This is a genomic window from Nonomuraea sp. NPDC049129 (genome assembly GCF_040648495.1).
Classification (GTDB): Bacteria; Actinomycetota; Actinomycetes; order Streptosporangiales; family Streptosporangiaceae; genus Nonomuraea.
In genome coordinates this window covers 186,331-211,247 of record NZ_JBEZDU010000004.1, presented here as the reverse complement: position 1 = coordinate 211,247, position 24,917 = coordinate 186,331, and the positions used below count along the sequence as shown (strand labels likewise).

General features: G+C 66.6%; 22 protein-coding genes and 1 pseudogene. 16 read left to right on the top strand and 7 right to left on the bottom strand.

Annotated features, from left to right (window positions below):
* Window positions 1-120 precede the first annotated feature (120 nt).
* The 9 genes from AB0B64_RS13830 (at window position 121) to AB0B64_RS13790 (ending at window position 11,465) form a co-directional block, all read left to right on the top strand.
* A complete protein-coding gene (locus AB0B64_RS13830) occupies window positions 121-1,632 on the top strand; it encodes an N-acetylmuramoyl-L-alanine amidase (protein WP_358177263.1) in 1,512 nt (503 codons plus the stop codon).
* 216 nt (window positions 1,633-1,848) lie between these two features.
* Window positions 1,849-2,940, top strand: a complete 1,092-nt coding sequence (locus AB0B64_RS13825) for an ABC transporter ATP-binding protein (RefSeq protein ID WP_358177260.1) — start codon at window positions 1,849-1,851, stop codon at window positions 2,938-2,940.
* Window positions 2,933-4,087 carry an ABC transporter ATP-binding protein gene (locus AB0B64_RS13820; RefSeq protein WP_358177258.1) on the top strand — a complete coding sequence of 385 codons (1,155 nt, stop codon included), beginning with the start codon at window positions 2,933-2,935 and terminating at the stop codon, window positions 4,085-4,087. The genes AB0B64_RS13825 and AB0B64_RS13820 overlap by 8 nt, the downstream gene beginning before the upstream one ends.
* Window positions 4,084-5,043, top strand: a complete 960-nt coding sequence (locus AB0B64_RS13815) for a sugar ABC transporter permease (protein ID WP_358177255.1) — start codon at window positions 4,084-4,086, stop codon at window positions 5,041-5,043. Before AB0B64_RS13820 ends, AB0B64_RS13815 begins: the two co-directional genes overlap by 4 nt.
* Window positions 5,044-5,138: 95 nt before the next feature.
* On the top strand, window positions 5,139-5,891 hold the full coding sequence (locus AB0B64_RS13810; RefSeq protein WP_357647321.1) for a carbohydrate ABC transporter permease: 753 nt from the start codon (window positions 5,139-5,141) through the stop codon (window positions 5,889-5,891).
* Window positions 5,892-5,893: 2 nt separating this feature from the next.
* Window positions 5,894-6,166 (top strand): DUF2160 family membrane protein, encoded by a 273-nt coding sequence (locus tag AB0B64_RS13805; protein ID WP_214639318.1) that lies wholly within the window; start codon window positions 5,894-5,896, stop codon window positions 6,164-6,166.
* Between the two features lie 19 nt (window positions 6,167-6,185).
* Complete coding sequence (locus tag AB0B64_RS13800) at window positions 6,186-7,949, top strand: ABC transporter substrate-binding protein (RefSeq protein WP_358177252.1); 1,764 nt, start codon at window positions 6,186-6,188, stop codon at window positions 7,947-7,949.
* Between the two features lie 90 nt (window positions 7,950-8,039).
* Window positions 8,040-10,154, top strand: coding sequence for an ATP-dependent RecD-like DNA helicase (locus tag AB0B64_RS13795; protein ID WP_358177249.1), 2,115 nt, complete (start codon window positions 8,040-8,042; stop codon window positions 10,152-10,154).
* Window positions 10,155-10,241: 87 nt separating this feature from the next.
* The gene (locus AB0B64_RS13790; RefSeq protein WP_357941937.1) at window positions 10,242-11,465 is read left to right on the top strand and encodes an acyl-CoA dehydrogenase family protein; all 1,224 of its coding nucleotides are present in this window, start codon (window positions 10,242-10,244) and stop codon (window positions 11,463-11,465) included.
* A 231-nt stretch (window positions 11,466-11,696) separates the two neighbouring features.
* Here the strand turns inward: AB0B64_RS13790 and AB0B64_RS13785 are convergent, their stop codons facing one another.
* Window positions 11,697-12,122: a hypothetical protein gene (locus tag AB0B64_RS13785; protein ID WP_358177246.1), complete on the bottom strand. Its 426-nt coding sequence runs from the start codon at window positions 12,120-12,122 to the stop codon at window positions 11,697-11,699.
* Window positions 12,123-12,686: 564 nt separating this feature from the next.
* Window positions 12,687-13,430: a helix-turn-helix domain-containing protein gene (locus AB0B64_RS13780; RefSeq protein ID WP_357941932.1), complete on the bottom strand. Its 744-nt coding sequence runs from the start codon at window positions 13,428-13,430 to the stop codon at window positions 12,687-12,689.
* Between the two features lie 119 nt (window positions 13,431-13,549).
* Here AB0B64_RS13780 and AB0B64_RS13775 point away from each other — a divergent pair, with 119 nt between their 5' ends.
* Both AB0B64_RS13775 and AB0B64_RS13770 read left to right on the top strand, forming a co-directional pair.
* On the top strand, window positions 13,550-14,071 hold the full coding sequence (locus tag AB0B64_RS13775; RefSeq protein WP_357941929.1) for a DUF2231 domain-containing protein: 522 nt from the start codon (window positions 13,550-13,552) through the stop codon (window positions 14,069-14,071).
* 57 nt (window positions 14,072-14,128) lie between these two features.
* Window positions 14,129-14,554, top strand: a complete 426-nt coding sequence (locus AB0B64_RS13770) for a hypothetical protein (protein WP_358177243.1) — start codon at window positions 14,129-14,131, stop codon at window positions 14,552-14,554.
* 153 nt (window positions 14,555-14,707) lie between these two features.
* Here AB0B64_RS13770 and AB0B64_RS13765 read toward each other — a convergent pair whose 3' ends face one another.
* Window positions 14,708-16,258 carry a carboxylesterase family protein gene (locus AB0B64_RS13765; RefSeq protein ID WP_358177241.1) on the bottom strand — a complete coding sequence of 517 codons (1,551 nt, stop codon included), beginning with the start codon at window positions 16,256-16,258 and terminating at the stop codon, window positions 14,708-14,710.
* Window positions 16,259-16,663: 405 nt separating this feature from the next.
* Between AB0B64_RS13765 and AB0B64_RS13760 the strand changes: the two genes are divergently transcribed.
* On the top strand, window positions 16,664-17,110 hold the full coding sequence (locus AB0B64_RS13760; protein WP_357941923.1) for a DUF2690 domain-containing protein: 447 nt from the start codon (window positions 16,664-16,666) through the stop codon (window positions 17,108-17,110).
* 258 nt (window positions 17,111-17,368) lie between these two features.
* Here the strand turns inward: AB0B64_RS13760 and AB0B64_RS13755 are convergent, their stop codons facing one another.
* Both AB0B64_RS13755 and AB0B64_RS13750 read right to left on the bottom strand, forming a co-directional pair.
* Window positions 17,369-17,902, bottom strand: coding sequence for a hypothetical protein (locus AB0B64_RS13755; RefSeq protein ID WP_357941921.1), 534 nt, complete (start codon window positions 17,900-17,902; stop codon window positions 17,369-17,371).
* Window positions 17,903-18,221: 319 nt separating this feature from the next.
* Window positions 18,222-18,686: a hypothetical protein gene (locus AB0B64_RS13750; protein ID WP_357941919.1), complete on the bottom strand. Its 465-nt coding sequence runs from the start codon at window positions 18,684-18,686 to the stop codon at window positions 18,222-18,224.
* Window positions 18,687-19,047: 361 nt separating this feature from the next.
* Here AB0B64_RS13750 and AB0B64_RS13745 point away from each other — a divergent pair, with 361 nt between their 5' ends.
* The 3 genes from AB0B64_RS13745 to AB0B64_RS13735 are packed head-to-tail and all read left to right on the top strand — an operon-like array spanning window position 19,048 to window position 21,775.
* Window positions 19,048-20,289 carry a helix-turn-helix transcriptional regulator gene (locus tag AB0B64_RS13745; RefSeq protein ID WP_357941917.1) on the top strand — a complete coding sequence of 414 codons (1,242 nt, stop codon included), beginning with the start codon at window positions 19,048-19,050 and terminating at the stop codon, window positions 20,287-20,289.
* Window positions 20,286-20,834, top strand: coding sequence for an NUDIX hydrolase (locus AB0B64_RS13740; protein WP_357941915.1), 549 nt, complete (start codon window positions 20,286-20,288; stop codon window positions 20,832-20,834). The genes AB0B64_RS13745 and AB0B64_RS13740 overlap by 4 nt, the downstream gene beginning before the upstream one ends.
* Entirely contained in the window at window positions 20,831-21,775 is a 945-nt protein-coding gene (locus AB0B64_RS13735) for a Shedu anti-phage system protein SduA domain-containing protein (protein WP_357941914.1), read from the top strand. Before AB0B64_RS13740 ends, AB0B64_RS13735 begins: the two co-directional genes overlap by 4 nt.
* A gap of 83 nt (window positions 21,776-21,858) precedes the next feature.
* Here AB0B64_RS13735 and AB0B64_RS13730 read toward each other — a convergent pair.
* Together AB0B64_RS13730 and AB0B64_RS13725 are read right to left on the bottom strand one after the other, a co-directional pair.
* Window positions 21,859-22,057, bottom strand: a pseudogene (locus tag AB0B64_RS13730) (IS5/IS1182 family transposase); the annotation flags it as partial.
* A gap of 22 nt (window positions 22,058-22,079) precedes the next feature.
* The gene (locus AB0B64_RS13725; RefSeq protein ID WP_357941912.1) at window positions 22,080-22,658 is read right to left on the bottom strand and encodes a hypothetical protein; all 579 of its coding nucleotides are present in this window, start codon (window positions 22,656-22,658) and stop codon (window positions 22,080-22,082) included.
* 455 nt (window positions 22,659-23,113) lie between these two features.
* Between AB0B64_RS13725 and AB0B64_RS13720 the strand changes: the two genes are divergently transcribed.
* Window positions 23,114-24,775 carry a hypothetical protein gene (locus AB0B64_RS13720; protein WP_358177238.1) on the top strand — a complete coding sequence of 554 codons (1,662 nt, stop codon included), beginning with the start codon at window positions 23,114-23,116 and terminating at the stop codon, window positions 24,773-24,775.
* The last annotated feature ends 142 nt before the right edge of the window (window positions 24,776-24,917 follow it).

Sequence of the window (24,917 nt, the reverse complement as noted above, 5' to 3'; positions counted from 1 at the left end):
CGTCCCAGATGTCCGAGTACGGGCGAAAAGTTTCTTCTAACTCGTCAGTAATGTCAATTATCGACATCTGTCAGGAACCGGCTTACTGTGCAGCCGTCGACCCTTAACGAGGGAGCTCCCATGTCACTCTCCCCCAAGCGATTAACGGCTCTCGTCTCCACGGTCCTCGCCGCCCTCCTGGTCTTCGCCGGCCAGCCCGCCGTCGCGGCCAAGGACACGCCGCTTTCGGACGCCTTCGCCCGCGCCGCCGCGGCCCAGGACGTCCCGCGCGACCTGCTCGTCGCGCTCGCCTACGCCGAGACCCACCTCGACGGCCACAACGGCGAGCCCAGCGCCAGCGGCGGATACGGCGTGATGCACCTGGTCAGCAACCCCACCACGAAGGCGCTGGAGAAGGCGTCCGGGCTCACGGGGCTGCCGGTCAAGAAGCTGCGCGCCGACACCGCGGCCAACATCCTCGGCGGCGCCGCGCTGCTGCGCGCCAACGCCGACGAGCTCGGCCTCGACGAGGCCGCCAGGAAGGACCCCGGCCGCTGGTACGAGGCCGTGGCCAAGTACGGCAACACCGCCTCGCCCCAGCTCGCCCGCCTCTACGCCGACGCCGTCTACGAGCTGCTCGGCCTCGGAATCCAGGCCAAGGACGTACGCGTGGCGCCGCAGGAGGTGACGGCCGATCGCGGCCAGTACGCCGAGACGCGCTCGTTCGGCGCCGCCGAGGCGGCCAGCCCCGACTACCCGGACGCCACCTGGGCGGCCGCCAGCTCCAGCAACTACACCGCCTCCAGCCGCGAGTCGAGCTACGCCATCGACCGGGTGATCATCCACGTGACGCAGGGCTCCTACGCCGGGACGATCTCCTGGTTCCAGAACCCCAGCGCCCAGGTCTCGGCCCACTACGTGGTCAAGTCGTCCAACGGCGCGATCACCCAGATGGTCCGGGACAAGGACATCGCCTGGCACGCCGGCAACTGGACGTACAACACCAGGTCCATCGGCATCGAGCACGAGGGCTACGTCAGTGAGGCCTCGTGGTTCACCGACGCGATGTACCGCTCCTCGGCCGCGCTGACCAAGTACATCTGCGACAAGTACGGCATCCCGAAGGACCGCAGCCACATCATCGGCCACGTCGAGGTGCCCGGCTCCGACCACACCGACCCGGGACCGTACTGGAACTGGACCACGTACATGAACTACGTGACCGGTGGCGGCGGCACCCCGACGTGGACCACCACGGTCGACAACACCACCTCCGGCCAGTTCACCGCCAGCGCGAACTGGGGCACCTCCACCTACTCCACCCAGCGCTACGGCGCCGACTACCGGTTCGCCGACCCCGTGGCCGCCAGCGACCCGGCCTGGTACCAGGCGACCATCCCCAGCGCGGGCACCTACCGCGTGGAGGTCTGGTATCCGGACGATCCCGGCTACAACAGCTCCGCGCCGTACATCGTGGCCGCCTCCGGCGGCAACCAGACGGTGTACGTGGACCAACGCTCCGGCGGCGGCAGCTGGAAGAGCCTCGGCACCTTCTCCCTCGCGGCGGGCACCGCCAACGTCGTGGGAGTCAGCCGGTGGACCTCCGGCACCGGCCTCGTCATCGCGGACGCCGTCCGCATCAGCAAGGTCTGAGATCTGGTACGGCCCGTGCCCGATCGCACGGGCCGTACTTGTTCACCGCGGCCAAATAAACGTCGATAAATATATGCCCATTCGCTAATAAGTGGACCGATGGAAACTTCCCCCTTTGCACGTCCTGGCAAAGGATGTTAGATGGAGGGGTCTTGACCGGCCACGCTTCGGGGCGGCGCGGCAGTCGATCGCACTCCGGCAAGGAGGCTCGTGCACATGGCGCTGGTTCTTGACGGCGTCCGCGTACGGCAGCGCGGGGAAACCTGGCTGCACGACATCCACCTGGAATTATCCCATGGAATGACCACGCTCGTCGGGCCGATGGCAGCGGGGAAGACGACCCTGATGCGGGTCGTCGGAGGACTGCTTCCACCCGACGCGGGGCGGGTCGTGGTGAACGGAAAAGACGTAACGGCTATTTCCGTGCGCAAACGCTCGGTCGCCTTCGTCTATCAGCAATTCATCAATTATCCCTCGCTCTCGGTCTACGAGAACATCGCCTCACCGCTGCGCATGGCGCGCTCCTTTCCCAAGAAAGACATCGATCGGCGGGTGCGCGAGGTCGCCGAAATCATGGGCATCGGCGACCTGCTCGACCGCCGGCCCGCCGAGCTGTCGGGCGGCCAGCAACAGCGCACCGCGATCGCCCGCGCGCTGGCCCGGCCGGTCGACGTACTGCTGCTCGACGAGCCGCTGGCCAACCTCGACTTCAAGCTCCGCGAGCAGTTGCGGGGCGATCTGAAGAACATGTTCCGCGACTCGCCGAGCGTGGTCCTCTATTCGACGGCCGACCCGGCCGAGGCGCTGACCTTCGCCTCGCCGACGCTGGTCCTGGGCGAGGGCCGGGTGCTGGACGTGGGCGACGTGGCGGACATGTACGCCCAGCCGCCGACGCTGGCCGTCGCCGCGACGCTCAGCGATCCGCCGCTCAACCTGCTGCCCGGCGTCGTGCGCGAGGGCCGGATCGAGTGCCTGGGCAGCTCGTTCCCCTCCCCCGGCGCGCATGCCTCGGGACGGAACGTGGTGCTCGCGGTACGCCCCCACCAGGTGACGATCCAACGAAGTGGAGCCGGCGTGCTGGAGTTCCCGGCGGAGATCAGGCTCGCGGAGGTGACGGGCAGCTCGACCTTCCTGCACCTGCAGCTGATCGACGGGCGGCACCTGGTCGCCCAGCTGCCGGGCCCCCAGCTCTTCACCCCCGGCGAGCGGGCCATGGCCTACGTGGACCCGGCGCACATCTTCGTCTTCGACGAGGCCGGCGGGCGCCTGCTCGCCACCTCCGCCGCGGAGGTCGACCTGCATGGCTGACATCCGGCTCGAAGGCGTGGGACACAGCTACGACGGCGGCCGGACCTGGGCGCTGCGGCCGATGACGTGGACCTGGCGGAGCTCACGGGCGTACGCGCTCCTCGGCCCGAGCGGGTGCGGCAAGACGACGCTGCTGAACATCATCTCGGGGCTGCTCTCCCCCACCGTGGGACGGATCTTCTTCGACGACCGCGAGGTGACCGCCGTGCCGACGGCGGGCCGCAACATCGCGCAGGTCTTCCAGTTCCCGGTGCTGTACGAGGAGATGTCGGTCTACGACAACCTGGCCTTCCCGCTGCGCAACCGGAAGTATTCCAAGGCGGAGATCGACCAGCGGGTACGCCGGGTCTCGCAGCTCCTCGGCCTGGACGACCACCTCAAGCGCAGGTCGCGGCGGCTGGATCCGGGCCGGCAGCAGATCGTCAGCCTGGGGCGCGGGCTGGTCCGCTCCGAGGTGGCCGCCGTACTCCTCGACGAGCCGCTCACCGTCGTGGACCCCGCGCTCAAGTGGACGCTGCGCAGCAAGCTCAAGGAGATCCACCGCGACACCGGGCACACGCTCATCTACGTCACCCACGACCAGACCGAGGCGCTGACCTTCGCCGACGAGGTGGTCGTGCTCAACGAGGGCGCGATCGTGCAGGCGGGCGAGCCGACGGAGCTGTTCCTGTCGCCCGCACACGAGTTCGTCGGCCACTTCATCGGCTCGCCCGGCATGAACGTCGTGCCCGCCGAAATCGCCGACGGGGTGGTCAGAGTGGCGGAGACGGACGTCGGGCAGGCGGTCAGCGACCAGGAGGGCGAGCTGGAGCCGGGGCCGGTGCGCATCGGGGTGCGGCCGGAGTTCGCCCGGCTCGGCGGTGAGGGAGCCTCGCCCGGACTGCCCGTACGGGTGACGGGGGTGGACCGGATGGGCGCCTACAACCTCGTGCACGTCGAGGCCGGTGGCCACCCGGTGATCGCCAAGACGGAGGCGGACGCCCGGTTCGCGCCGGACGCCGTGGAGTTCCTGCGCTTCGCACCGGATCGCGCGTTCCTGTTCAGGGACTCGGTCAGGTGCGGGTCCATCGCACCACTCAACGGGCTCGATGGAAAGGGCGCGCCGCTCGACGGGCTCGACGAACTCGACGGAGAGGGCGCATCGTGACCGAGCAGAGCGTCACCGTCGCGGGCAGCCAGGTGGGCGGCGAGATCGTCACCGGCGCCGCGCCACAGGACGGCACGCCCGACACCCGGATGAGCCTCAAGCCGAAGAACAACCGCGCCTGGCTCCTCGTACTGCCGGTCGTCGTGTCGGTGGCCTTCACCGCCGTGATCCCGCTGATGACGGTCGTGAACTTCTCCGTCCAGGACATCTTCAGCCCCGACGACCGGATCTTCGTGGGGCTGGAATGGTTCAGGTCCGTCGCCCGCGACCCCGAGATCCGCGCCGCGTTCGTCCGGACCCTGCTGTTCTCGGCCCAGGTGCTGCTGCTGGAGATCCCGCTCGGGGTGGCGCTCGCGGTGGCGATGCCGCGCCGCGGGGTCTGGGTGTCGGTGGCCCTGGTCATCGTCGCGCTGCCGCTGCTCATCCCGTGGAACGTGGTGGGCACCATCTGGCAGATCTTCGCCCGCGCCGACATCGGGCTGGGCGGCTGGACGATCAACAACGTCCTGGGCATCGACTTCAACTACACGCTGGATTCCACCGACGCCTGGATCACGGTCCTGATCATGGACGTCTGGCACTGGACCCCGCTGGTGGCACTGCTGGCCTACGCGGGCCTGCGGTCGATCCCCGACCCCTACTTCCAGGCCGCGCAGATCGACGGCGCCTCGGCCTGGGCGACGTTCCGCCACATCCAGCTGCCGCGCCTGCGCGGGGTGCTGACGATCGCGATCCTGCTCCGGTTCATGGACAGCTTCATGATCTACACCGAGCCGTTCGTGGTGACGGGGGGCGGACCGGGCAACGCCACCTCGTTCCTGAGCATCCTGCTGTCGAAGGTCGCCGTCGGGCAGTTCGACCTGGGGCCGGCGGGCGCTTTCTCGCTGCTGTACTTCCTCGTCGTACAGATCGTCTCGTACGTCTTCTTCACCGTGCTGACCAGGTCAGGGAGGTAACCGCGATGGCCGAGGGGCAGGTCGCCGTGGCGCGGCGGGCCGGGCGGCAGCTGCCATGGGCGCGGGCGGTGTTCTGGTTGTACGCCGCCACCCTGATGCTGCCGCTGTTGTGGATGTTCGGCATGTCCATCCGCCCGAACGAGGACATTCTCGGCAGTTTCTCGCTCATTCCGCAGCGGACCACGCTCGACAATTACCGGACCTTCTTCACCGACCCGGTCTGGTATTCGAGCTATCTGAACTCCATCATCTACACGTCGCTGAACGCGGTGATGTCGCTCATCGTGGCGCTGCCGGCCGCCTATGCCTTCTCCCGGTTCAGGTTCGCCGGGGACAAGCACCTGTTCTTCTGGTTGCTGACGAATCGCATGGCGCCGCCGGCCGTGTTCCTGCTGCCCTTTTTCCAGATTTATCAGAGCGTGGGGTTGTTCGATACGCACCTGGGCGTGGCCATCGCGCATATGCTGTTCAACGTCCCGCTCGCCGTCTGGATCCTCGAAGGATTCATGTCCGGGATACCGCGCGAGATAGACGAGACGGCGGCGATCGACGGCTATTCCCTGCCACGATTCTTCCTGCGCATCTTCCTGCCGATGATCCGCTCCGCGGTGGGCGTCACCGCTTTCTTCTGCTTCATGTTCAGCTGGGTCGAACTGCTCATCGCCAGGACCATCACCTCGGTCAACGCCAAGCCGATCGCCGCCACGATGACGCGGACGGTGAGCGCGGCCGGAGTGGACTGGGGCCTCCTGGCCACGGCGGGCGTGCTGACCATCATCCCCGGAGCCATCGTCATCTGGTTCGTGCGCAACTACGTGGCTAAGGGCTTCGCTCTTGGAAGGGTCTGACGATGCAGTGGATGGTGTGGACCCTCCCCACGGCCCTGGTCTTCATCGGCCTGGCGCTGCTGCTGTGCGGCATGGCGATCTGGGGCCACTTCTCACCCCCGGTGGCCCGGCGCGGCTTCCTGCGCATCGAGACCGACCGTGGCGACCGCTTGTACATCGGCCTGATCAGCGCGGCCGTCGTACTCGCCGGCTGGATCGCCGTCACCGACCTGTCCATGTGGCTGGCTCTGGCGTGCGCGCTCCTGGTGACCATCGTGATCGGGATTTGGGGCTGACCGAAGGAGGCATGAGGCGATGAGACGTCCAAGAGGCAGGACCACGGCCGTTGGCCTGGCCGTGCTCGTCTTGCTGGGGGCCGGGTGCTCAGCGGGCGAGCAGAAGCCCAAGAGCGATTTCACCGAGGCCCAGGGGAAGGCGGCGGCACAGAAGTGGGTGTCGAGCGAGTTCACGCCGAGCACCCTGTCCAAGGATCAGCAGCTCGCGGAGATGGACTGGTTCACCAAGGCCGCCGCGCCGTACCGCGGCATGGAGATCAACGTCGTCTCCGAGACGATCACCACCCACGAGTACGAGTCGCAGAAACTCGCCAAGGCGTTCACCGACATCACCGGGATCAAGGTCAAGCATGACCTGATCCAGGAAGGTGACGTGATCGAGAAGCTGCAGACGCAGATCCAGGGCAACCAGAACATTTACGACGCCTACGTGAACGACTCCGACCTCATCGGCACCCACTTCCGCGGCAACTACGTCTTCCCGCTGTCCGACTACATGGCGGGCGAGGGCAAGGCGGTCACCTCGCCCACCCTCGACCTGAACGACTTCATCGGCACCAGCTTCACCACCGGGCCGGACAAGAAGCTGTACCAGCTCCCCGACCAGCAGTTCGCCAACCTCTACTGGTTCCGCTACGACTGGTTCACCAATCCGACGTTCAAGAAGCAATTCAAAGACGCCTACGGCTACGACCTCGGCGTGCCCGTCAACTGGGCGGCCTACGAGGACATCGCCGACTTCTTCACCAACAAGGTCAACGGCAACGGGACCATCGACGGCAAGAAGGTCTACGGCCACATGGACTACGGCCGCAAGGACCCCTCGCTCGGCTGGCGCTTCACCGACGCGTGGCTGTCCATGGCCGGCAACGGCGACCCGGGCATCCCGAACGGCCTGCCGGTGGACGAGTGGGGCATCAGGGTGGAGAACTGCCGCCCGGTCGGCTCCTCGATGACCCGCGGCGGCGACACCAACGGGCCCGCCTCGGTGTACGCGCTGACCAAGTACGTCGACTGGCTGAAGAAGTACGCGCCGAAGGAAGCGGCGGGCATGAACTTCAGCGAGGCCGGACCGGTGCCGGCGCAGGGCAACATCGCCCAGCAGGTCTTCTGGTACACCACGTTCACCGCCGACATGACCAAGCCGGGCCTCCCGGTCGTCAACGCCGACGGGACGCCGAAGTGGCGCGTCGCGCCCAGCCCGCACGGCGTCTATTGGAAGGAAGGCAACAAGCTGGGCTACCAGGACGCCGGCTCCTGGATCCTGCTCAAGAACACGCCCAAGGAGCGCAGGGCGGCGGCCTGGCTGTACGCCCAGTTCGTCACGTCGAAGACGGTCTCGCTGAAGAAGTCGATCACCGGCCTGACCTTCATCCGCGACTCCGACATCAAGAGCGACTACTTCAAGGACAACTCCGCGAAGTACGGCGGCCTGATCGAGTTCTACAACTCCCCCGCCCGCAAGCAGTGGACGCCGACCGGGACCAACGTCCCCGACTACCCGAAGCTCGCCCAGCTCTGGTGGCAGAACGTCGCCACCGCCGTCACCGGTGAGACCACCGCCCAGCAGTCGATGGACAACCTGGCCAAGCAGCAGGATGACATCCTGTCGCGGCTGGAGCGCCGCGGCGGCAACTGCGCGCCCAAGCTGAACCCGGAGCGCGACGCCCAATACTGGCTGGACCAGCCCGGCGCCCCCGCGCCGAAGCTGGCCGACGAGCGCGGCAAGCCGGCGACGCTGGACTACGACAAGCTCATCGCCCAGTGGAAGACCGGAGGCTGATCAGTCGCGGCGGGACCGGCGGGTAATCTGTCGGTCCCCTCTCTTAGTGTGCCTACGCGGCCGGTAAGCGCGAATGATTGGATCGGTGCCGTGGAGGCCTCTGTCGAGCAGCTCGTGTACGTCCGTGAGGACGAATACACGGTTGCCCGGATGAGCGCGGAGACCACCCCCTCCTTCGTCGCCGCCGGCCGCGCGCTGGCCGGGGTACAACCGGGCGAGACGCTCGCGCTCACCGGCGAGTGGGGCGAGCACCCCCGCCACGGCAGGCGCTTCACAGTGACGGCGTGCGAGCGAATCGTGCCGTCCACCACTCGGGCCATCCAGCTCTACCTGGGCTCCGGCCTGATCCGCGGCATCGGCCCGCGGCTCGCCCAGGCCATCGTCGGCCACTTCGGCGAGGCGACGCTGACCGTCATCGACACCGAGCCCGAGCGGCTGAGGGAGGTCGTCAACATCGGCCCCGCCCGGCAGGGCCAGATCCTGGAGGCGTGGCGGGAGCAGAAGGAGATCGCCGCGCTGATGGTGGTCCTTCAAGGCTTCGGAGTCAGCCCGCTGCTCGCGGCCAAGATCTTCCAGGTCTTCGGCCGCGACTCGGCCGAGCTCGTCACCTCCGACCCGTACCAGCTCATCGGCCGGGTGCGGGGCATCGCGTTCGGCACGGCCGACAAGATCGCCCTCCAGTCGGGGGTGCCCGAGCACAGCCCGCAGCGGATCAAGGCGGCGCTGCTCGACCGGCTGGAGACGGCCGCCGCCAGGGGCGGCCACTGCTACCTGTCACTCACCGCCCTGCTCACGCAGACCGCCGAGCTCGTCGAGCAGGATCAGGACGTGGTGCGGCCGATGATCGACGCCCTCACCGCCGAGCGGCGGGTGGTCGTCGAGGCGACTGCCGACAAGATCATGGTCTACGGCAAGGAGCTGCACAGCCGCGAGCTCAAGCTGGCCGAGCACCTGGGCAGGCTCTGGCAGGCCCGCTCGACGCTGCCCATGCGCGACTTCCGTGAGGACCCGGAGCTGCACGACGACCAGCGCGCGGCCGTGACCATGGCGCTGACCAGCACCGTCTCCGTCCTCACCGGCGGTCCGGGCTGCGGCAAGAGCCACACCGTGCGAGTCATCGCGGCCACCGCGCGGGCGATGGGCGGCCGCGTGACACTCGCCGCGCCCACCGGGAAGGCGGCCAAGCGCCTGTCGGAGCTCACCGGGCTGCCGGCCATGACCGTCCACCGGATGCTGGCCTACGAGCCCGACCCCGACGCGCTGTTCGACCAGACGCCCGCGCAGGCCGACCTGATCGTGGTCGACGAGGCGTCCATGCTCGACCTGCACCTGGCCACCCGGCTCACCTCGGCCATCCCGTCGGGCAGCCACCTGCTGCTCGTCGGCGACAGCGACCAGCTGCCCAGCATCGGGCCCGGCAGCGTGCTGGCCGACCTGCTGCGGGTCGAGGAGATCCCGCGCGTACGGCTCACGCATGTCTTCCGCCAGGCCGACGGCAGCGGCATCATCCACAACGCCCACCGCATCCGGGCCGGGCAGCTGCCCGGGATCCCGGGCGGTGGCGGCTTCTGGTTCGAGGAGCTCGACGACCCCGAGGCCGTCGCCGAGCGGGTCGTCCACCTGGCGACGGTGGCGATCCCCCGCAAGCAGGGCGTCGAGCCGGGCCAGGTGCAGGTGCTGTGCCCGATGCGCAAGGGCGCGGCGGGCACCGCCGAGCTCGGCCGCCGACTCCAGGAGCGGCTCAACCCCGCCCAGGAAGGACGGGCCGAGCACTGGTCGGGCGCCTCGGCCTTCCGGGTCGGCGACCGGGTCATGCCGATCCGCAACAACTACGACAAGGGCGTCTTCAACGGCGAGACGGGCACGATCACCGGCATCGTCCAGGAGCAGCGGCTCGTGGAGATCGCCATCGACGACGGCGAGACGGTGACCTACGGCTTCGACGAGCTCGACGACCTGACCCACGCCTACGCGATCAGCGTGCACCGCTCGCAGGGCAGCGAATACCCGTTCGTGGTCGCGCCGCTCGTCGCCGAGTCCGGCGGCATCATGCTGCGCCGCCGGCTCCTCTACACCCTGGTCACGCGGGCCCGGTCGTGGGTGGTGCTGGTCGGCGAGCGCAAGGCCCTGGAGCTGGCGGTCGCCCGGCTCGGCGACCGCCGCAACACCGGCCTCACCCGGCGTCTGACCCATCTGCTGGCCTGACACCACCCGGCGTCCGGCCCATCCGCTGGCCTGACACCACCCGGCGTCCGGCCCATCCGCTGGCCGGACATCCCCCGAAGGAGCACTATGGCCATCGACTTCACCCTCGCCCCCGAGCACGAGAAGATCCGCGACCGGGTCCGAGCCTTCATCCAGGGCACGGTCATCCCGGCCGTCGACGAGGTGCCGGAGAGCGACCGCGCCGCCTATCTCCGGACGATCTTCCGGCTGCGCGAGAAGGCCAAGGCTGAAGGGCTGTGGCTGCCGCACATGCCGAAGGAGTGGGGCGGCATGGGGCTCGGCCACGTCGAGCTGGCCATGGTGCAGTCCGAGGCGGCCAAGACCCGGCTCGGGCCGTGGGTGCTCAACTGCATGGCGCCCGACGAGGGCAACATGCACACGCTGCTGCACTGGGCGAGCGACGCGCAGAAGGAGAAATACCTGCGCCCTCTGCTTGAGGGGAGCAAGATGTCGTGCTTCGCGATGACCGAGCCGGAGGTCGCCGGCTCCGACCCCACGCTCATCCGCACCCGGGCGGTCAAGGACGGCGACGAGTGGGTGATCAACGGCCACAAGTGGTTCATCTCCAACGCCCGCCGGGCGGGCTTCGCCATCCTCATCGCCAGGACCGAACTCGACCTGCCAGAAGGGGCGCGGGGCGCCAACACGGCCTTCCTCGTCGACCTGCCCTCGCCGGGCTGGAACGACATCCGCGAGGTCGAGACCATGCACGGCTCGACGGGCCACAGCGAGATCGTCATCACCGACCTGCGGGTGCCCGACGACCAGGTGCTCGGCGGCCGGGGCAACGGCCACCGGCTCGGCCAATACCGCCTGGGCCCGGCGCGGCTGGCCCACTGCATGCGCTGGATCTCCCAGGCGGAGACGGCACTCGACATGATGGTCGACCGCGCGCTCAGCAGATACAGCCACGGCTCCGTCCTCGCCGACAAACAAGGGGTGCAGTGGCTCATCGCCGACTCGGCCATGGAGCTCTACCAGTGCAAACTGATGGTCCTGCACGCCGCATACAAGATCGACAAGGGCGAGGACTTCCGTACGGAGGTATCGATGGCCAAGCACTTCGTGGCCAACAGCCTCAACCGCATCATCGACCGGGCGATCCAGGTGCACGGCGCGCTCGGCTACTCCACCGACACCCCGCTGGCCAGTATGTTCCAGCACGCCCGCTGGGCCAGGTTCGCCGACGGGGCCGACGAGATCCACCAGATGCGCATCGCCGAACGGACCATCGCCGCCTACCGCGACTCAGGCTCCACCACCGCAGCCACCGGCGGTCTCCCCCTGTGACCCGCAGATCTCAGCGGGCTCGGCGCGTACCCATCCTGCGCCGAGCCCGGTGCTTCTTCCACGGCTTGGGGAACGGACCTCCGCCGGATCTACGGTCTGCACGCCGGCAAGGGCCAGCCCGGTGCTGCCATCCGCTACTCCGGTGGCCAGCCATACACCCCGCCCACCGCCACCAAGCTCACCATCCGAGCGGGGCCTGCCCGAGGCCGGCGGCCTGAGGGCGGCTTCGTCTTAGAAGGTGCGGGTGGTGACCCAGTTTGCCTGACTCGACGGATTATTCAGGTCGAACGTGGTCCCGGACAGGCGCCTGTCCGGGCCCAGCGAGCCGGTGTATCGGCCTCTGGCTCCGTTCGACCACCCAACGGTGAAGAAGATATTCCGGCCTTCCACCGCGCCTTCTTCGATCGTCCCCACGCCGCCGGACCAGGAGGCGGTCCCGAAGAGCCTCCCGCTGCTGTCCTGTGTCACGTTCATCGTGACTGTGATCCCGCCGCTCTGAATGAACTGCCACGTGCCATTGACGGAGAACTCGGGCGCCGTGACGGCCGCCGTCCGCGAAGCGGAGGACACGCTGGCGGCGCTGGCGGCAGGGGCCAGAGCGAGACCAACGCCGCCTAGAACAAGAGCGAGGCCGGCCGTGGCAAGCTTGGTGCGCATGGGAGATCCCTTCGTTGATGTTCGGTCGATCCGCTGAGCGGACCTGAGCGCTCCTCGGCGTCTTTTCTCGGTCGGGTGGCCTGACGCCTCGTGAGGGCACATCTGATGGTGCGCTTACGGCCAGCGCACCCGGCATCCCATGCTTTCGGGGGGTTGACCTGGGCAATCGTCGCCGACTGCACCGGTATTGGCTGGTTAAGGTGCCCCGAACCTTCCGGGCATTGGCCCAACCTGGCACCTTCTGCATACTGTTGCGGTTCTCCGGATGGTCGCACCAATGAAGGTCCCGTGAAGGTCCCGCGTGATCACGTCCGCCCGCTGGGGCAGGCCGGGTTCCCGCGGCCCGCCTGCCCCTCCCCGTAACGCGAGAGGGATGGTGAACAGCGTCGCCCGCAACACCGACAGCGGATCCGCGCTGGGTGTCAGCAAACGCAGAACCTCCGGCACCAGCGCGATTCCGGCGATGGTGCCACCATCATGCGGCTGATCGGGGAAAGCCGGGGCTGTTTCACACCTTCCGACGTTCCCCAGGCGCGCAGGACAGGCAAGAGCCCTTCTCTGGTGTCAGCCGGCCTTGGGCGGGTCCTGTGGCTGCGCGTGCTGCAGTTGGACGCAGCATTCACCGGGGTGTGGGGCCAGGACCGCCTGAACGGCCGTGGCTTGCAGTCCTTGCAGGTACCCGGTGAGGAAGGCGTGGTTCATGCCGCAGACGAGGTCGGGGGCCTGGGCGGAGAGGGGGTGAAAGGGGCAGTTGCGCAGCCGTAGCCGGTCGGGGGCCTGCCGGGTGGGTTCGAAACCGTGCTGGTCGAGCATGTGCTCGCACAGGGTCAGGCCGCGTTCGGCGCCGAGCCGGCCGGGGCGCAGGCGTGCGCGATCCTGCCCGCCGAGTTCGTGGCCGTGCTGCCTGGCGGTGCGTACGGCGGCGGTCGCGGCGCTCTCGTCGTCGCCTTCGGTCAGGACGGCTTGGAGGAGGAGGCCGGCCAGCAGTTCGTGGCGGCGTTCGGGGATGCTGACCTGGATGGGGCTGTCGGTCGGCTCGTAGACCTTGGGCTGCCGGCCGACTTTGCGCCCTCCGGCGGGGGACACGTACCGAGTGCGGAGCAGGCCGACGTCGACCAGCTTGTCCAGGTGGAACGCGGCGAGTTTGCGGGAGATGCCGACGCCGGCGGCTGCCTCCTCGCGTGTGACGGGCTGGCGGGCACGGCGGATGAAGGCGAAGATCTGCCGCCGGGTGCCCTCGCCGAGCACGCTGAGGGAATCGAGCGCGGCATCCGCCGGAGACGCCGGCTGGCTCATGTCGGAGGTCACGCCTTCATGATAACGCCAGCATGCATTGCCAGACGATGGGTAGCAGCCTATTGAACGGCCCTACTTGACCGCCATCCCTAATAAGACCAAAATCCATTGGTGAAAAGGAGGTGGCCGTGATGACCCAGCCGCATCAAGCCAAGCAGCCGGTCAGCGCCGCGCTCGCCGGCCCGTACGGGCACCCGTTCCATCCCATGCTGGTCACGATCCCGATCGGCGCCTGGGCGGCCAGCCTGGTCTTCGACATCGCCTCACAGCTCGTGGCGGATCCACGCTTCCTGTCCCAGGGGGCGATGTGGCTGATCGCGGTCGGCGTGATCGGCGCTCTGGGCGCGGCCATGGCAGGATTCCTGGACCTGTTCGCCATCCCCGCAGGCACGCGCGCGTTCCGGCTGGCGCTCACCCACATGACCCTGAACCTGCTGGTGACCGCCGCCTACCTCGGCAATTTCCTGTGGCGGCACTCCGAGACCGTCACCGGCAGCGTCCCCGCCGGGCCGCTCACGCTCAACGCCGCCGCCTTCCTGACCTTGGCCGTGTCGGGATGGCTGGGCGGCAAGCTCTCCTACCGCTACGGCGTCCGCGTGGCCGACGAGACGACGCAGGCCGAAGGGTTCATATCCGCCGGCCGTACCCACTGACACCCCGCACCGGCTGCCGCACCGTCCCGGTGCGGCCATGATCAATCTGGAGTTCCCATGAACATCGCCGCACTGATCACCTGGCTGATCACCGCTCTTGGCGGTTTCTACATGCTCGGCACCTGGCTTTCGCGCGGCGGCGCCCGCGGCGGCAGCCACCTCCCGGTCCCGGTAATCTTCGGCCATTTCGCGCTGGCCGCCATCGGCCTCATCGTCTGGATCGTCTATCTCATCGCCGACCTGGATGTGCTGGCCTGGATCGCCCTCGTCCTGCTGGTGCCCGTCGCCCTGCTCGGGTTCGTCATGCTGAGCCGGTGGATCCCGGTATACCGGGCCCGCGCCACCACCGCCCCGGCGGCAGGCGAGCAGACCGCCCCCGCCGAGCGGCATTTCCCGGTCGCCGTGGTCGGCGCACACGGGCTGTTCGCTGTCGTGACCGTAGTCCTGGTCCTGCTCTCCGCCCTGGGCGTCGGCGGCAGCTGACATTCCCCAGCGTTCCACGCCCTCCCCCAGTCGACGCCATCGGCCTCGCGGGTGGTCTCCTCGATCCAGCGGGAGGTCTCGCGCGGCTGCCCAGGTCACCCGCACGCCTCCGGCGCGCAGCGCGCACGCCGGAGGCCGGGACTGTGCTGGCGGTCAACTCGGGTTGAGATCGTTCTTCCAGATTTCCCGTTCGTCGCGGCGCGGGTCGTGGACGATGACGTTGTCCGGCTGGTTGTCGCGGTAGAAGGTCATCACCGGCCGTTCGGTGGTGTTGTAGGGGGGCCACTGGTCGAGGTCGCCGGTCTTGACGAACTCGACCCAGCGCCCGTGCAGGGCGTCCGCCAGTCCCTGCGGCGGGTTCGGGCCGGTGAACTCCGCGCTGTCAGGATTGTCGAGCGTGTCCCACACGAAGGGGAGCGGAAGGCTGTGACAGGCACCGAGCTTGACCCGGAGGGTGTTGGGCGTGGCGGGTGACCGCCAGCCGAACTCGAAGACGTGGGTGGTGGCAGGCGCGTCGCCGCGAGCCTCGGCGACGCGGTAGGTGGGGATGCGGAACATGCGGTCGGTCAGCGTCGCGCAGGCGATGCCGGAGGGGGCGTTGCGGACGTACGGCTCGACGCTGGTATCGGCGTAGCGGTCGTAGAAGCCGGCCGGGGCACCGTAGACCTCGGTCCTGGTCCTGAACGGCGCCGCTCCGGGCCAGCCCACCATGGCGGTGGGAACGACGAAGGTCCTGAACTCCTCGACCGTGGTGCCGATCAGCAGCGGCACGTCAGCGCCGCGGCCGTCGGCGATGGCGTCGATCGGCAGTCGCGGAACCACCTCGCCGTCGATCACCGGCATGAACGACATGCCGCACGAGGCGATGGTGCTCGCCCCGTACCGAACGGGGTCGGCGCCGGAAGTGACATCATCGCTCACCTCGGCCTGCGCCGTCATCAGGGCGGCGGTGTCCACTGCGGCGAGTGCCTGGGCGGTCGGCTCCACACCCAGCCGGGTGGCGACGGCGGCGGTGACAAGGGCGGCGTCCTGGAGGGTCTGGCCGATGTGCGCGGTGCCGCTTTCGACAATGGCCTGGTGGAACAGCTCCCGGTCGAGGGAGAGCAGGGTCAGCACGCTCATCGCGCCGGCGGACTCGCCTGCCACGGTGACGTTGCCGGGGTCGCCGCCGAAGCCGGCGATGTTGTCCCGCACCCACTCCAACGCGAAGATCTGGTCGAGCAGGCCGCGGTTGGCCGGGACGGCAGCGTCTTCGATGTAGGCGAAGCCGTCCACCCCGAGGCGATAGTTGATGGTGACGCAGACGACGCCGTCGCGGGCGAAGGTGGCGCCGTCGTAGGTCGTCACCGCGGAGGAGCCGGTGGTGAACGCGCCCCCGTGGATCCACACCAGCACCGGCATCGCGGCGTCGGAGCCGGCGGCGCTGGTCCACACGTTCAGGTTGAGGTAACCGTCCCCGGGGATGACCGGGTTGTGGAACAGCTCGCCGAGCTTGCCCTTGAGCGGCGGCTGCGGCGGGGTCGGTCCGAACTCGTGAGCGGGCAACGGCGCACTCCACGTATCGGGCGGCACGGGCGCGCCGAACCTGTTCGGCCCGACGGGAGCGGCGGCATAGGGGATCCCGCGGAAGGACGCGATCCCGTTTTCGATCAGCCCCGATACCGGGCCATAGGCGGTCGAGACCTCAACGGTGGTGGGTGACATGACACTCCTCGGCCGGGACAAGGCGGTGCACACTCGCACAGGGCCGGCCGTCCCCCGGAGCACCGTCCAGGCCTCCAGCTGCGGCCCGTCACCATATCGTTACCCTAAGTGATGTCCTTTCATCTCATTGCCGGGTGACGGAGACCTCGTCGCTGCGGGCGGCGCCCTGTGGCCACCCCTCATCGGCCTGGGCTATTTGTCCAAATCGGACGTCTGGACAATGTTTGGACGGCTATCCGGCGGATGTCCGTTGCCGCCGTTCGAGGCGCCCGGCATAGTCGGAGCTGCTCTCGCCTCCCCCGCCTATCGGGAAGTCTCCCTCCTTCCAGAGATCATTTCTCGCGGAGAGATAAGGGCGAGAAATTGAGTTCATACCCCGGGCCTCTCACAAAGGAGTCGACCAATATGAAGATCCACGTAGCAGCGGCTGCGGTGTCCGTAGCGACGATTGGCACGCTCTTGCTGACCACGGGCCCAGCGAGTGCCCACACGTACGACGGAAAGGACCCTTACAGAAGCGGGTGCGCCAACAGCAAGGTCTACACCGGGAAGAAGGCCTCGCTGAGCAACGAGATCGATGACACCCTGGGCACGATCCGGCTGTATTACTCCCGTCGTTGCGGCACCAACTGGGGCGAGGTGACGGTGCCCAAGAACGCGACCGGCCACATCACCGTCTTCACCAGCCGCAAGAGCATCTCCTTCACCTACCGCGCCGGGAACGGCGGGCACCACTGGGGCGACATGGTCTACGCGCCAAGCGGCGTCTGCGCCCAGGCCACGGGCAGCGTGACGGCCGGGGTCGGCCGCGTCAACAAGGGCAGCGGCACCACTGCGAAGGCCTGCGGCTGATTTGTGATCGCCCCATCAGCCGCCTGCACCCTGGCGCAACGGCCGAGCTAGCTTGGGCGGCTTGGCATCCTACTCCCGAGCCGCGGCCAGGGTCGCTTGGTCCCGTCACCGCCCCACTCGCGCTCCATCGTGCCGCATGCCGCTCAGCACCTGACCACTCCCGCGCCGCCCAACGCCAACGACGCTGACCAGCACTCCGTCCCGGTGTTCGTCGGTGCGGAGAGACGAACCTAGTAAAGCCTCCGCTTTCGGTGGGGGTTATGCGGCGTGGCATGGGCACGCATCGGCGCTGGGATCGGGGCGCGGCGTGAGATGGTCAGAACCGCCAGGCTGCGCCAGCCCGGCAGGTGAGTGATCGTCTGCGCCTATCTCGGCCCACATGACCTTCCCGCCACACGGGGAGAGGTAGGTGCCCCAGCGGCGCGCCAGGGCGCCTACGGCGCTCATGTGGGGGTCCGGTGGGGTGGTGTCTGGCGGGGTGGGGTCGGTATCCCACACGTCGATGATCAGGGCGTCTGCGCGGCGGTGGACCCGGATACTCACGGCGGCGATGGTGGCGGGGTTGATGTCGGAGTATCGGGGATTGGGGTTGGGGTGGCCAGTGTTCTCGACGGCGCGGGCGAGCAGGTGGCCAGCGGTCCGTTCGGCAGGGCGTTCGAAGTAGGGCAGGCCCCACACTCGGGCGCTGATGCGGGCGACTTGCGCGCCGATGGTGATCGCGGTGTGCAGCGCCAACAGGGTGACCTCGGAGGCGCGCACGGTGGGCGGCACGGGCGCGAACCGGTCGCTCATGAGGCCCCGTGATCCTCGGTGGGCAATAGGAACGGTTCGGCGTCGCGGAGGTAGTGCGCGAGCGTCGGTTGGACAGTGCAGGCTCGCCGCGCCCCCCGGGGCCACCATCGCCGCAGGAATCCGGGGCGGCACAACCGGCACCTCCCGCGCGGGTCGACGCGGTGCCGGGCGTTGATCCCCAGCAAGGCACCGGCCAGCCGTAGGAGCCACCGTTCGGCGGTGGCTTGGTCCACAACGATCGCGGGAACCTCCGCCGCGATCACCTGACCGAGCAACTCTTTCAGCCGCCGGTCATGGACCTCATGGACAGGCGCCGGGGTCATTGCGTGGCCTCGGTGGTGTGGGACATCACCAAGACATCAGCGCCGGTCTCTATCTCGATCAGGGCGCGCATGGCCTGATAGATGCCGTCGAACTCCGACAGATGCTCCGGAGCGGGGATCACCACGGTGCTGATGTCGGGGCGGCACAGCGCTTGGAGAAGCTCACCAAACGCCGATCGCCGGTACGGGTGCGGGTGCTCGGTGTAGATGTCGACCAGGTCCAGCCCTGACCGCGCCGCGAACCCGCGCAGGCGCGCGGTGATCTGCTCGCTGGCGGCGGTGTCGGTGTCGGGTCGAAGCCGCACGTACCCCACCGCCCGGCGTCGTGCTGTTGGTGGGAGGGCCGATCCGGGCAGCGGTCCCGGATGCGTGACCGGACCGGCCCAGACGATGGGGCGGCCCGAGACCGCCAGGTAGTTCCAACCGATCACCGGCTCTGGTGCTGCGTGTTGTGTGGTCACGGTGTGCCTTTCGCGCTGGTCGGCTGGGGGTGCTCCCACAGTGACCAGCAGCCCGCACATGCGGCCATGACCAATAACGCATATGGATATGCGCCCCAGCGAATACCTGGATTCGCAACGTGATCGCGTGGTTACATTCGGGGTGCAGGGATCTCCGATGTGGCGGTGAGTCCAGATGACCGACACGCAGGCGCGGCGCTGCCGCTGCGGGACACGCCTAGCGCGCGACAACACCAGCGGCCGGTGCGCAGCATGCACCACGGGCGCACGTGAGGCGACTGGTACGCCCGCCGGGCCGCCGAGGGTGCCGCCGGAGTTCTGGACCCATCCCAGCATGCGCTCAGCGCTCGACCAGTGGCACATGGGCAAGGTCATCGCGGCCTATCGCGCCCACCCGCACCACGGCCGCCCCCTACGACAGGAAACGGTGGCGGCGTGGGTGGGCATCACCCAACCCCAGCTGTCCAGGATTGAGAACGGCCCGCCGATAACCGACTTGGGCAGGCTCACACAGTGGGCGCGACTGCTGCACATCCCGGCTGACCGGTTGTGGTTTCAGGTACCGCAGCAGCGCGCAGCGCGCCCACCAGTGCATGCCTCAGCCCCGGCCGCGGAACCGCCCCCGGTCCCTGTTCCGGTTTCGGCGCGGGCCACCGTCTCGGGGCAGGGTGAGGATGCGGCGGCGGCAGTGGCGGCGTGGCGGGCGGTGGACGCCCAAATTGGCGGCGCTCACCTGTACGCGACCGTCACCACCTACCTACGCGACCACCTCAGTCCCCGCATGTTCTGCGGTGAGGGGACGCAGGTGTTCACCGCGGCCGCAGCACTCACAGAAATGGCCGGGTGGATGGCGCATGACGCCGGAGACGACGACCGCGCCGGGCGGCATTTCGCGCGGGCGCGAGACCTGTCCGGCGTGGGCGACGACCCCCATTTGAGGGTTCACGTGCTCGCGAGCCTGGCCCACCTCGCGCACCATCGCGCCCACCCCGATGACGCTATCGGCTACGCCGCTCAGGGACAGCGCGAGTTGACGGCGGGACCGGCTCACCCCGAACTGGCGGCGCGGCTGTGGGCGTTGCAGGCTCGCGGGCACGCCGCCGCAGGACGATCACGGGAAACGCGCGCACTGTTGGGCCGCGCTGAGACCGTCCTGCAGGGCAGCCACAGCGCAGCCCCGTCGCCCTGGGTATCACCGTTTGATGCTGCGTCCCTCGCCGGAGACGCGGCCCGGTGCATGCGGCAGCTCGGCGACCTACTCGCAGCCCAGCGCCACGCCCAGCGAGTTCTAGAGCTGCGGCCAGCCGGCCGCACCCGCTCCCGCGCGTTCGGGCACCTCACCCTGGCCGGTGTGCTCATCGAACGCGGCGCGTTGGACCAGGCGTGTGCAGTCGCGACCGATGTTCTTCATACCACCGGGTCGCTAGGCTCGTATCTGGTGATTCAGCAACTACGCGATCTGCGCGACCAGCTCCAGCCGCACCGCGCCACCGCATGCGCGCGGGGCTTCCTCGACCACCTGGCTGAGGCGCTGCGGCAGCGTGAATGGCTCTACCAGCTCACCACCGACACCACACAGCCAAGGACCAGCCCAACCCCATGACCGAGCCCGACACCCGGCCGCTCTACGAACGCGATCCCGCCGCCTACCGCGCGCATCTGACCGAGGGCAACGCCCGCCAGGCCCGCAAGCGCGTGGGAGTAGACGCCCTCATTTGTGATGATCACGGCCGTGTGCTGCTCGTCGACCCCACCTACAAACCCAATTGGGATCTCCCCGGTGGCATGGCCGAAGCCAACGAACCACCGCTTGATGCCCTCCGCCGAGAACTGACCGAAGAACTCGGCCTCCACCTCCCGGAGGACATGGCGTTGGTGTGTGTGGACTGGGTGCCACCACACGGCCCATGGGACGACTCGGTGATGTTCATCTTCAACGCCGGAGTCCTCACCCCCGACCAAACCGCCGCGCTACGCCTTGCCGATACCGAGTTGGGCGCGTTCGAGTTCTGCACTCCCAACCAAGCGCGGAAGCGGCTCCGGCCGTACGTGTGGGCACGCCTACAGGCCGCGATCACCGCCGCTGACGCTGGCACCGTCGCGTACCTGCACAACGGCCACCCCGTCAGGCGTACGCTGCCCTCGTGACAGATGCGATTATTCCTGCTGTGGCTGAAGATTTTCGGTTGCCCTTTATTGGGCATTTGCCGGGTTATTTGGCGGAGAGTGAGGAGACAGCGCCAGGGCGGCCAGTGCAAGAGATCTACGACGCCGCTGTGATGGAGCAGTGGCGTTTGCTACTCGATAGCCCGGAGTCGCAGGATGAACGTTTGGTGCACGCTTTTTTGGAACGTCACCCGTCACTGTTGCCTGGCGCTTACAGCGTCGATGGGGATTCGGGTCATTCCGCATTCCCTTCGGCTGTGATCACCCGGCCGAAGTTGCCCGGTTTGAGCGATCGGGAACCCGACTTTATGTGGATCGCCACCGATAGCGGGTCGCTGTATCCGATCTTGATTGAAATTGAGACTCCTCACAAGAAGTGGTTCCATGGTGACCGCGCCGAGATTCACAGCGCTTTCACCCACGCCCAAGGGCAGCTCGCCGAATGGCGCCACTGGTTCAACATCGGACACAATCAGTCAGCGTTCTTGGAGCACTACGAGATACCGCCCGACCTGGCAAGACGGCGCCTTGAGCCCCGATACGTGCTGATCTATGGGCGGCGAGAGAACTACGCAAGATCTCGACGTCGACAGGGGAAGCGGGCTGAACTCGCCCGCGACGGCGAACGGCTCATGTCGTTTGACCGGCTCACCCCAGCCAAAAACAGTGTTCTGTTCTCGTGCGTGCGTAAGGAACAGGACGGATATCGGGTTGTGGCGGTCCCGCCCTGCTTGACGATTATCAACAACGGCGAGCGCTACCAACCCGTTTCCGGGTGGGATGAGGCGCTAGATGACTGCCATGACATGCCCCCCGCCCGGCGACAGTATCTCAAAGAACAACTCCACCTGCTGACCACCAACCCAGATGCCTACGTTCGCACCGATCGTGGGATGCGGGTTCGTAGACCGCAGTGGCTGTAACTCCAACGTCGACGCTCCTCCAGGGTTTCCGGTAGCGGACGCTTCTCGGCGAACAGAGTGTCGATCTTGGTGTGAATACCGCGTTTGCCGCTGTAGTACGGGCGGTCGTCGGCAAGGCGGTCCATGGGGATGAGGGTGCCATCGAGGATGGTGTAGGCCGATGGGATGCGCGCTCGGCGGCGGCGTGTACTCGTCGGCCAGGGCGGCCAGCAGGTCCACGGCTTCGCGGATGTAGCGCCAGGCGGTGGTGGTGCCGATGGCGAAGCCGGCGGCCAGGCGGGCCGTTCGACCGACCATCCCAAGATCACGAATGATCGAGGCTAGGAGGCAGATCGGCTGTCGGCAGGATGGGCCTGGGGTGACGCTCCAGAGACCGCGGCAGGAAAACGCCAGGGATCTTAAGCTCCTGTCTGATGCCCTCGTGAAGGGCGTTGAGCGCTCGGACATACGCCTGGTTGCATGCCTCCCACATCTCGTTGTTCGGCTGAAGCAGACCGCGAGCAATCCATTCGAGTCGCCAGACCTCCCGATTCAGATCCCTGACGGCTCCGACAACCGTCGCGTCCCCGACGAGAGCCACCATCTCGCTGGCAGTGGCCCTGCTATTCTCCGCATCGTCCAAAAGCGCGTGCGCTTTCTCTCGGCCCAACTTCAGGGCACGCCCATCACCGATGCCACGACTCGCGGCTATCCTACGAGATAACTGATTCATGTGCTTGATAGCGTTGAGGTATGCGCCATATACTTCTAGCTTCTTGTCAGTCCAGTGCCGTGCCTGCTCACGGCGAAATCGGGAGCGGTCACTTAAGGTCGTTACCGTGAACGACGTAATCGCGCCCACAATCACCGCAAGCAGGGTCGCAAGCTGATCGGCAAGAACCATCTGAACGGCGCCTCTTCCGTACCGCCTTGCCTTATCCTTCTCATTATGACGGACAACAATCCTCTGTCAAGGATCGAACGGTTGATCGATTACTTTCAGCCGTGCGTCGTGAATGTCGCGACGACATCCCTTCTCTCTATCCCGGCCGTCTCAGGCCGTGTCAGCCAATCGGGGGGCGTGTCATGGGTTCAAGGGAGCCGAACGAGGCGTGGGATGCCATTCCAAGGGAGGAGTTGGTCGCGTTTGACAGATATCTAGATCGCCTCCCTCGGAAAGTTTCCTTTCTGCGATTGCTGGCAGATGGGCACAGCGGAGCGTCCGTAATGGTTGTACGCGATCAATTGGATCGAGCCCCGCATCGACAGGTAATCCTAAAATTCTGTATAGATCCAAGCGAGCCAAGCAGAATATCAACTGCGTACAATGCGACTCCGCAGGAATACCGAATCAAACACATGGCCAAGTCCGGCGACACCGAAAGGCTAAAGAATTGGGCAGTAATCTTTATGGAGATCGCTGGCGGAGATATCGAAAACTATAGACCGATGGACGACTATGTACGTAATCCCGTCCTTGCTAATATCTGCGAGACAGTCACAGGATCCCTCCTGAACGACTGGAACAGGGATATCCTTGATTTCCGGTCCAACGTCAGCATCTCCGAGTTCCTCAGAGACTCCATTGGTGAGAAGCGATTGTGCGAGGACAGTCCCTTGATCCGCTACGCGAAAGATGCAGACATCAGCGTGCAGGACGTATGGCTTCGCCGCGAGGGTTGGGATCAGAAATTGGTCAACCCGCTCGCTCTTATGTCTTCTGATTCATACCTGGGGGCGCACCGCTTTGACGCGTTTATCGGCCGGGTGCATAGCGACTTCAACGTACGCAACATTCTTATACCGACCTATCTCAAAGTCTCGCCAGAAGACTACATATTTATCGATTATGGCGGGTTTAATGCAAACGGGCTGCTGACGTGGGATCAAATGTACTTGCTGGTGTCGCTAGCCACGCGATGGCTCCGTGACATCGATCTCAGTTCATCCAAGGCCAGATCACTCATTCGGTGTCTGGCCAATCACCAGGCTGACAATGAAGACCCTGATTTCGAGAAAGAACATGAAGTTATCAGATCTGTCTTCCACGCTGGATATAAGTGGGCGGCGAGTAAGAGCTACGGAGACCGCTGGGTTCCCCAATGCCACCTCTCGCTCGCTGCAGCAGCATTGGTCTTCCTCGGCAGGGATATCCCTAACTTGCATGGGCCCATTGATGGCTGGCTCTTCGACCTTGCCGCTGTTGCGCTGACCGAGTATCTCCAGATCACCAACCTCGAATCGAATAAAGTATCAGATTTGAGCAATACCTTGGCAAAGGCGAGTCATGCTCAGCGTCGCCAAGAGTTGGAGGGGTCGATGCCTGTCGCGGGCGTGGGCATCGCTTCACAGACAGCGTCGCCGCCCTCGCTGGAACGACCCCCGGCTCCCACGTCTAGACCGTCAACCCACCTCATCTGGACCTGGACATCGCGAGCCTCTGCGCTTTGCCGTCATGCTGCGCTGCGTCTAGTTATTTTTTGCGGGATAGTTTTTCTACTAATTATAGTCAGTGGCGATTATTATCGCCCATCAACAGAGCATTTCATCCCGAACTCTAGAGGCTCGCTCGTGGCGACACCTTCCTCGCCTCCGCCTGAGACAATAAGTCATGCCACAGAATGTAGCGACCACCCGAGTGGTATGAGTTGCGATAACCAGGATCCAGTTGCTCAAGGCTGCACCGAAGATGCTGTCGTTGTTCCTGGGGGCGGCAACAGCGGGATGGCAAGCCAGGTACATCTTGAAGTCAAGCTGTGGTGGAGTTCACGCTGCCAAAGTTTCTGGGCAGCTGCACGCCCCAGAGAAAAGGTCTATTTCCAGTCCTATGTGGAACCAGACCGCCACAATGCCCAGCGTTTCTTTTCCACTCAACGGCTTCAAGCTGACTGGCTTGTCTCGCCGATGGCGCATAGTGACAGCTACAGGATCGGAGCTAAGGCGTGTGCTTTACTTTCAGGCAGTGTGCCGAAGTGGGTATGCACTCAGATGCTCTTGCCGGACGGGAAAACTCCAAGCTAGCAAATTCGGCAGAATATGGGAGAAAGGCTCACTGAGCTCTTTCCATCGTGACGGTCCTGGTCAGGATGGAAAGAGCTCCCTGTTGGAGCTGAGTGGGCTCGCTCCGGTTAGGGGACCGTTTGCGTCTGGAAGGCGCCCGAGC

Bases quoted from the DNA above. Each gene is read 5' to 3' on its own strand.
- AB0B64_RS13830 (WP_358177263.1), top strand. From the start codon at position 121: ATGTCACTCTCCCCCAAGCGATTAACGGCTCTCGTCTCCACGGTCCTC.
- AB0B64_RS13825 (WP_358177260.1), top strand. From the start codon at position 1,849: ATGGCGCTGGTTCTTGACGGCGTCCGCGTACGGCAGCGCGGGGAAACC.
- AB0B64_RS13820 (WP_358177258.1), top strand. From the start codon at position 2,933: ATGGCTGACATCCGGCTCGAAGGCGTGGGACACAGCTACGACGGCGGC.
- AB0B64_RS13810 (WP_357647321.1), top strand. From the start codon at position 5,139: ATGCTGCCGCTGTTGTGGATGTTCGGCATGTCCATCCGCCCGAACGAG.
- AB0B64_RS13805 (WP_214639318.1), top strand. From the start codon at position 5,894: ATGCAGTGGATGGTGTGGACCCTCCCCACGGCCCTGGTCTTCATCGGC.
- AB0B64_RS13800 (WP_358177252.1), top strand. From the start codon at position 6,186: ATGAGACGTCCAAGAGGCAGGACCACGGCCGTTGGCCTGGCCGTGCTC.
- AB0B64_RS13790 (WP_357941937.1), top strand. From the start codon at position 10,242: ATGGCCATCGACTTCACCCTCGCCCCCGAGCACGAGAAGATCCGCGAC.
- AB0B64_RS13785 (WP_358177246.1), bottom strand. From the start codon at position 12,122: ATGCGCACCAAGCTTGCCACGGCCGGCCTCGCTCTTGTTCTAGGCGGC.
- AB0B64_RS13775 (WP_357941929.1), top strand. From the start codon at position 13,550: ATGACCCAGCCGCATCAAGCCAAGCAGCCGGTCAGCGCCGCGCTCGCC.
- AB0B64_RS13770 (WP_358177243.1), top strand. From the start codon at position 14,129: ATGAACATCGCCGCACTGATCACCTGGCTGATCACCGCTCTTGGCGGT.
- AB0B64_RS13765 (WP_358177241.1), bottom strand. From the start codon at position 16,258: ATGTCACCCACCACCGTTGAGGTCTCGACCGCCTATGGCCCGGTATCG.
- AB0B64_RS13760 (WP_357941923.1), top strand. From the start codon at position 16,664: ATGAAGATCCACGTAGCAGCGGCTGCGGTGTCCGTAGCGACGATTGGC.
- AB0B64_RS13755 (WP_357941921.1), bottom strand. From the start codon at position 17,902: ATGAGCGACCGGTTCGCGCCCGTGCCGCCCACCGTGCGCGCCTCCGAG.
- AB0B64_RS13745 (WP_357941917.1), top strand. From the start codon at position 19,048: ATGGGCAAGGTCATCGCGGCCTATCGCGCCCACCCGCACCACGGCCGC.
- AB0B64_RS13740 (WP_357941915.1), top strand. From the start codon at position 20,286: ATGACCGAGCCCGACACCCGGCCGCTCTACGAACGCGATCCCGCCGCC.
- AB0B64_RS13725 (WP_357941912.1), bottom strand. From the start codon at position 22,658: ATGGTTCTTGCCGATCAGCTTGCGACCCTGCTTGCGGTGATTGTGGGC.
- AB0B64_RS13720 (WP_358177238.1), top strand. From the start codon at position 23,114: ATGGCCAAGTCCGGCGACACCGAAAGGCTAAAGAATTGGGCAGTAATC.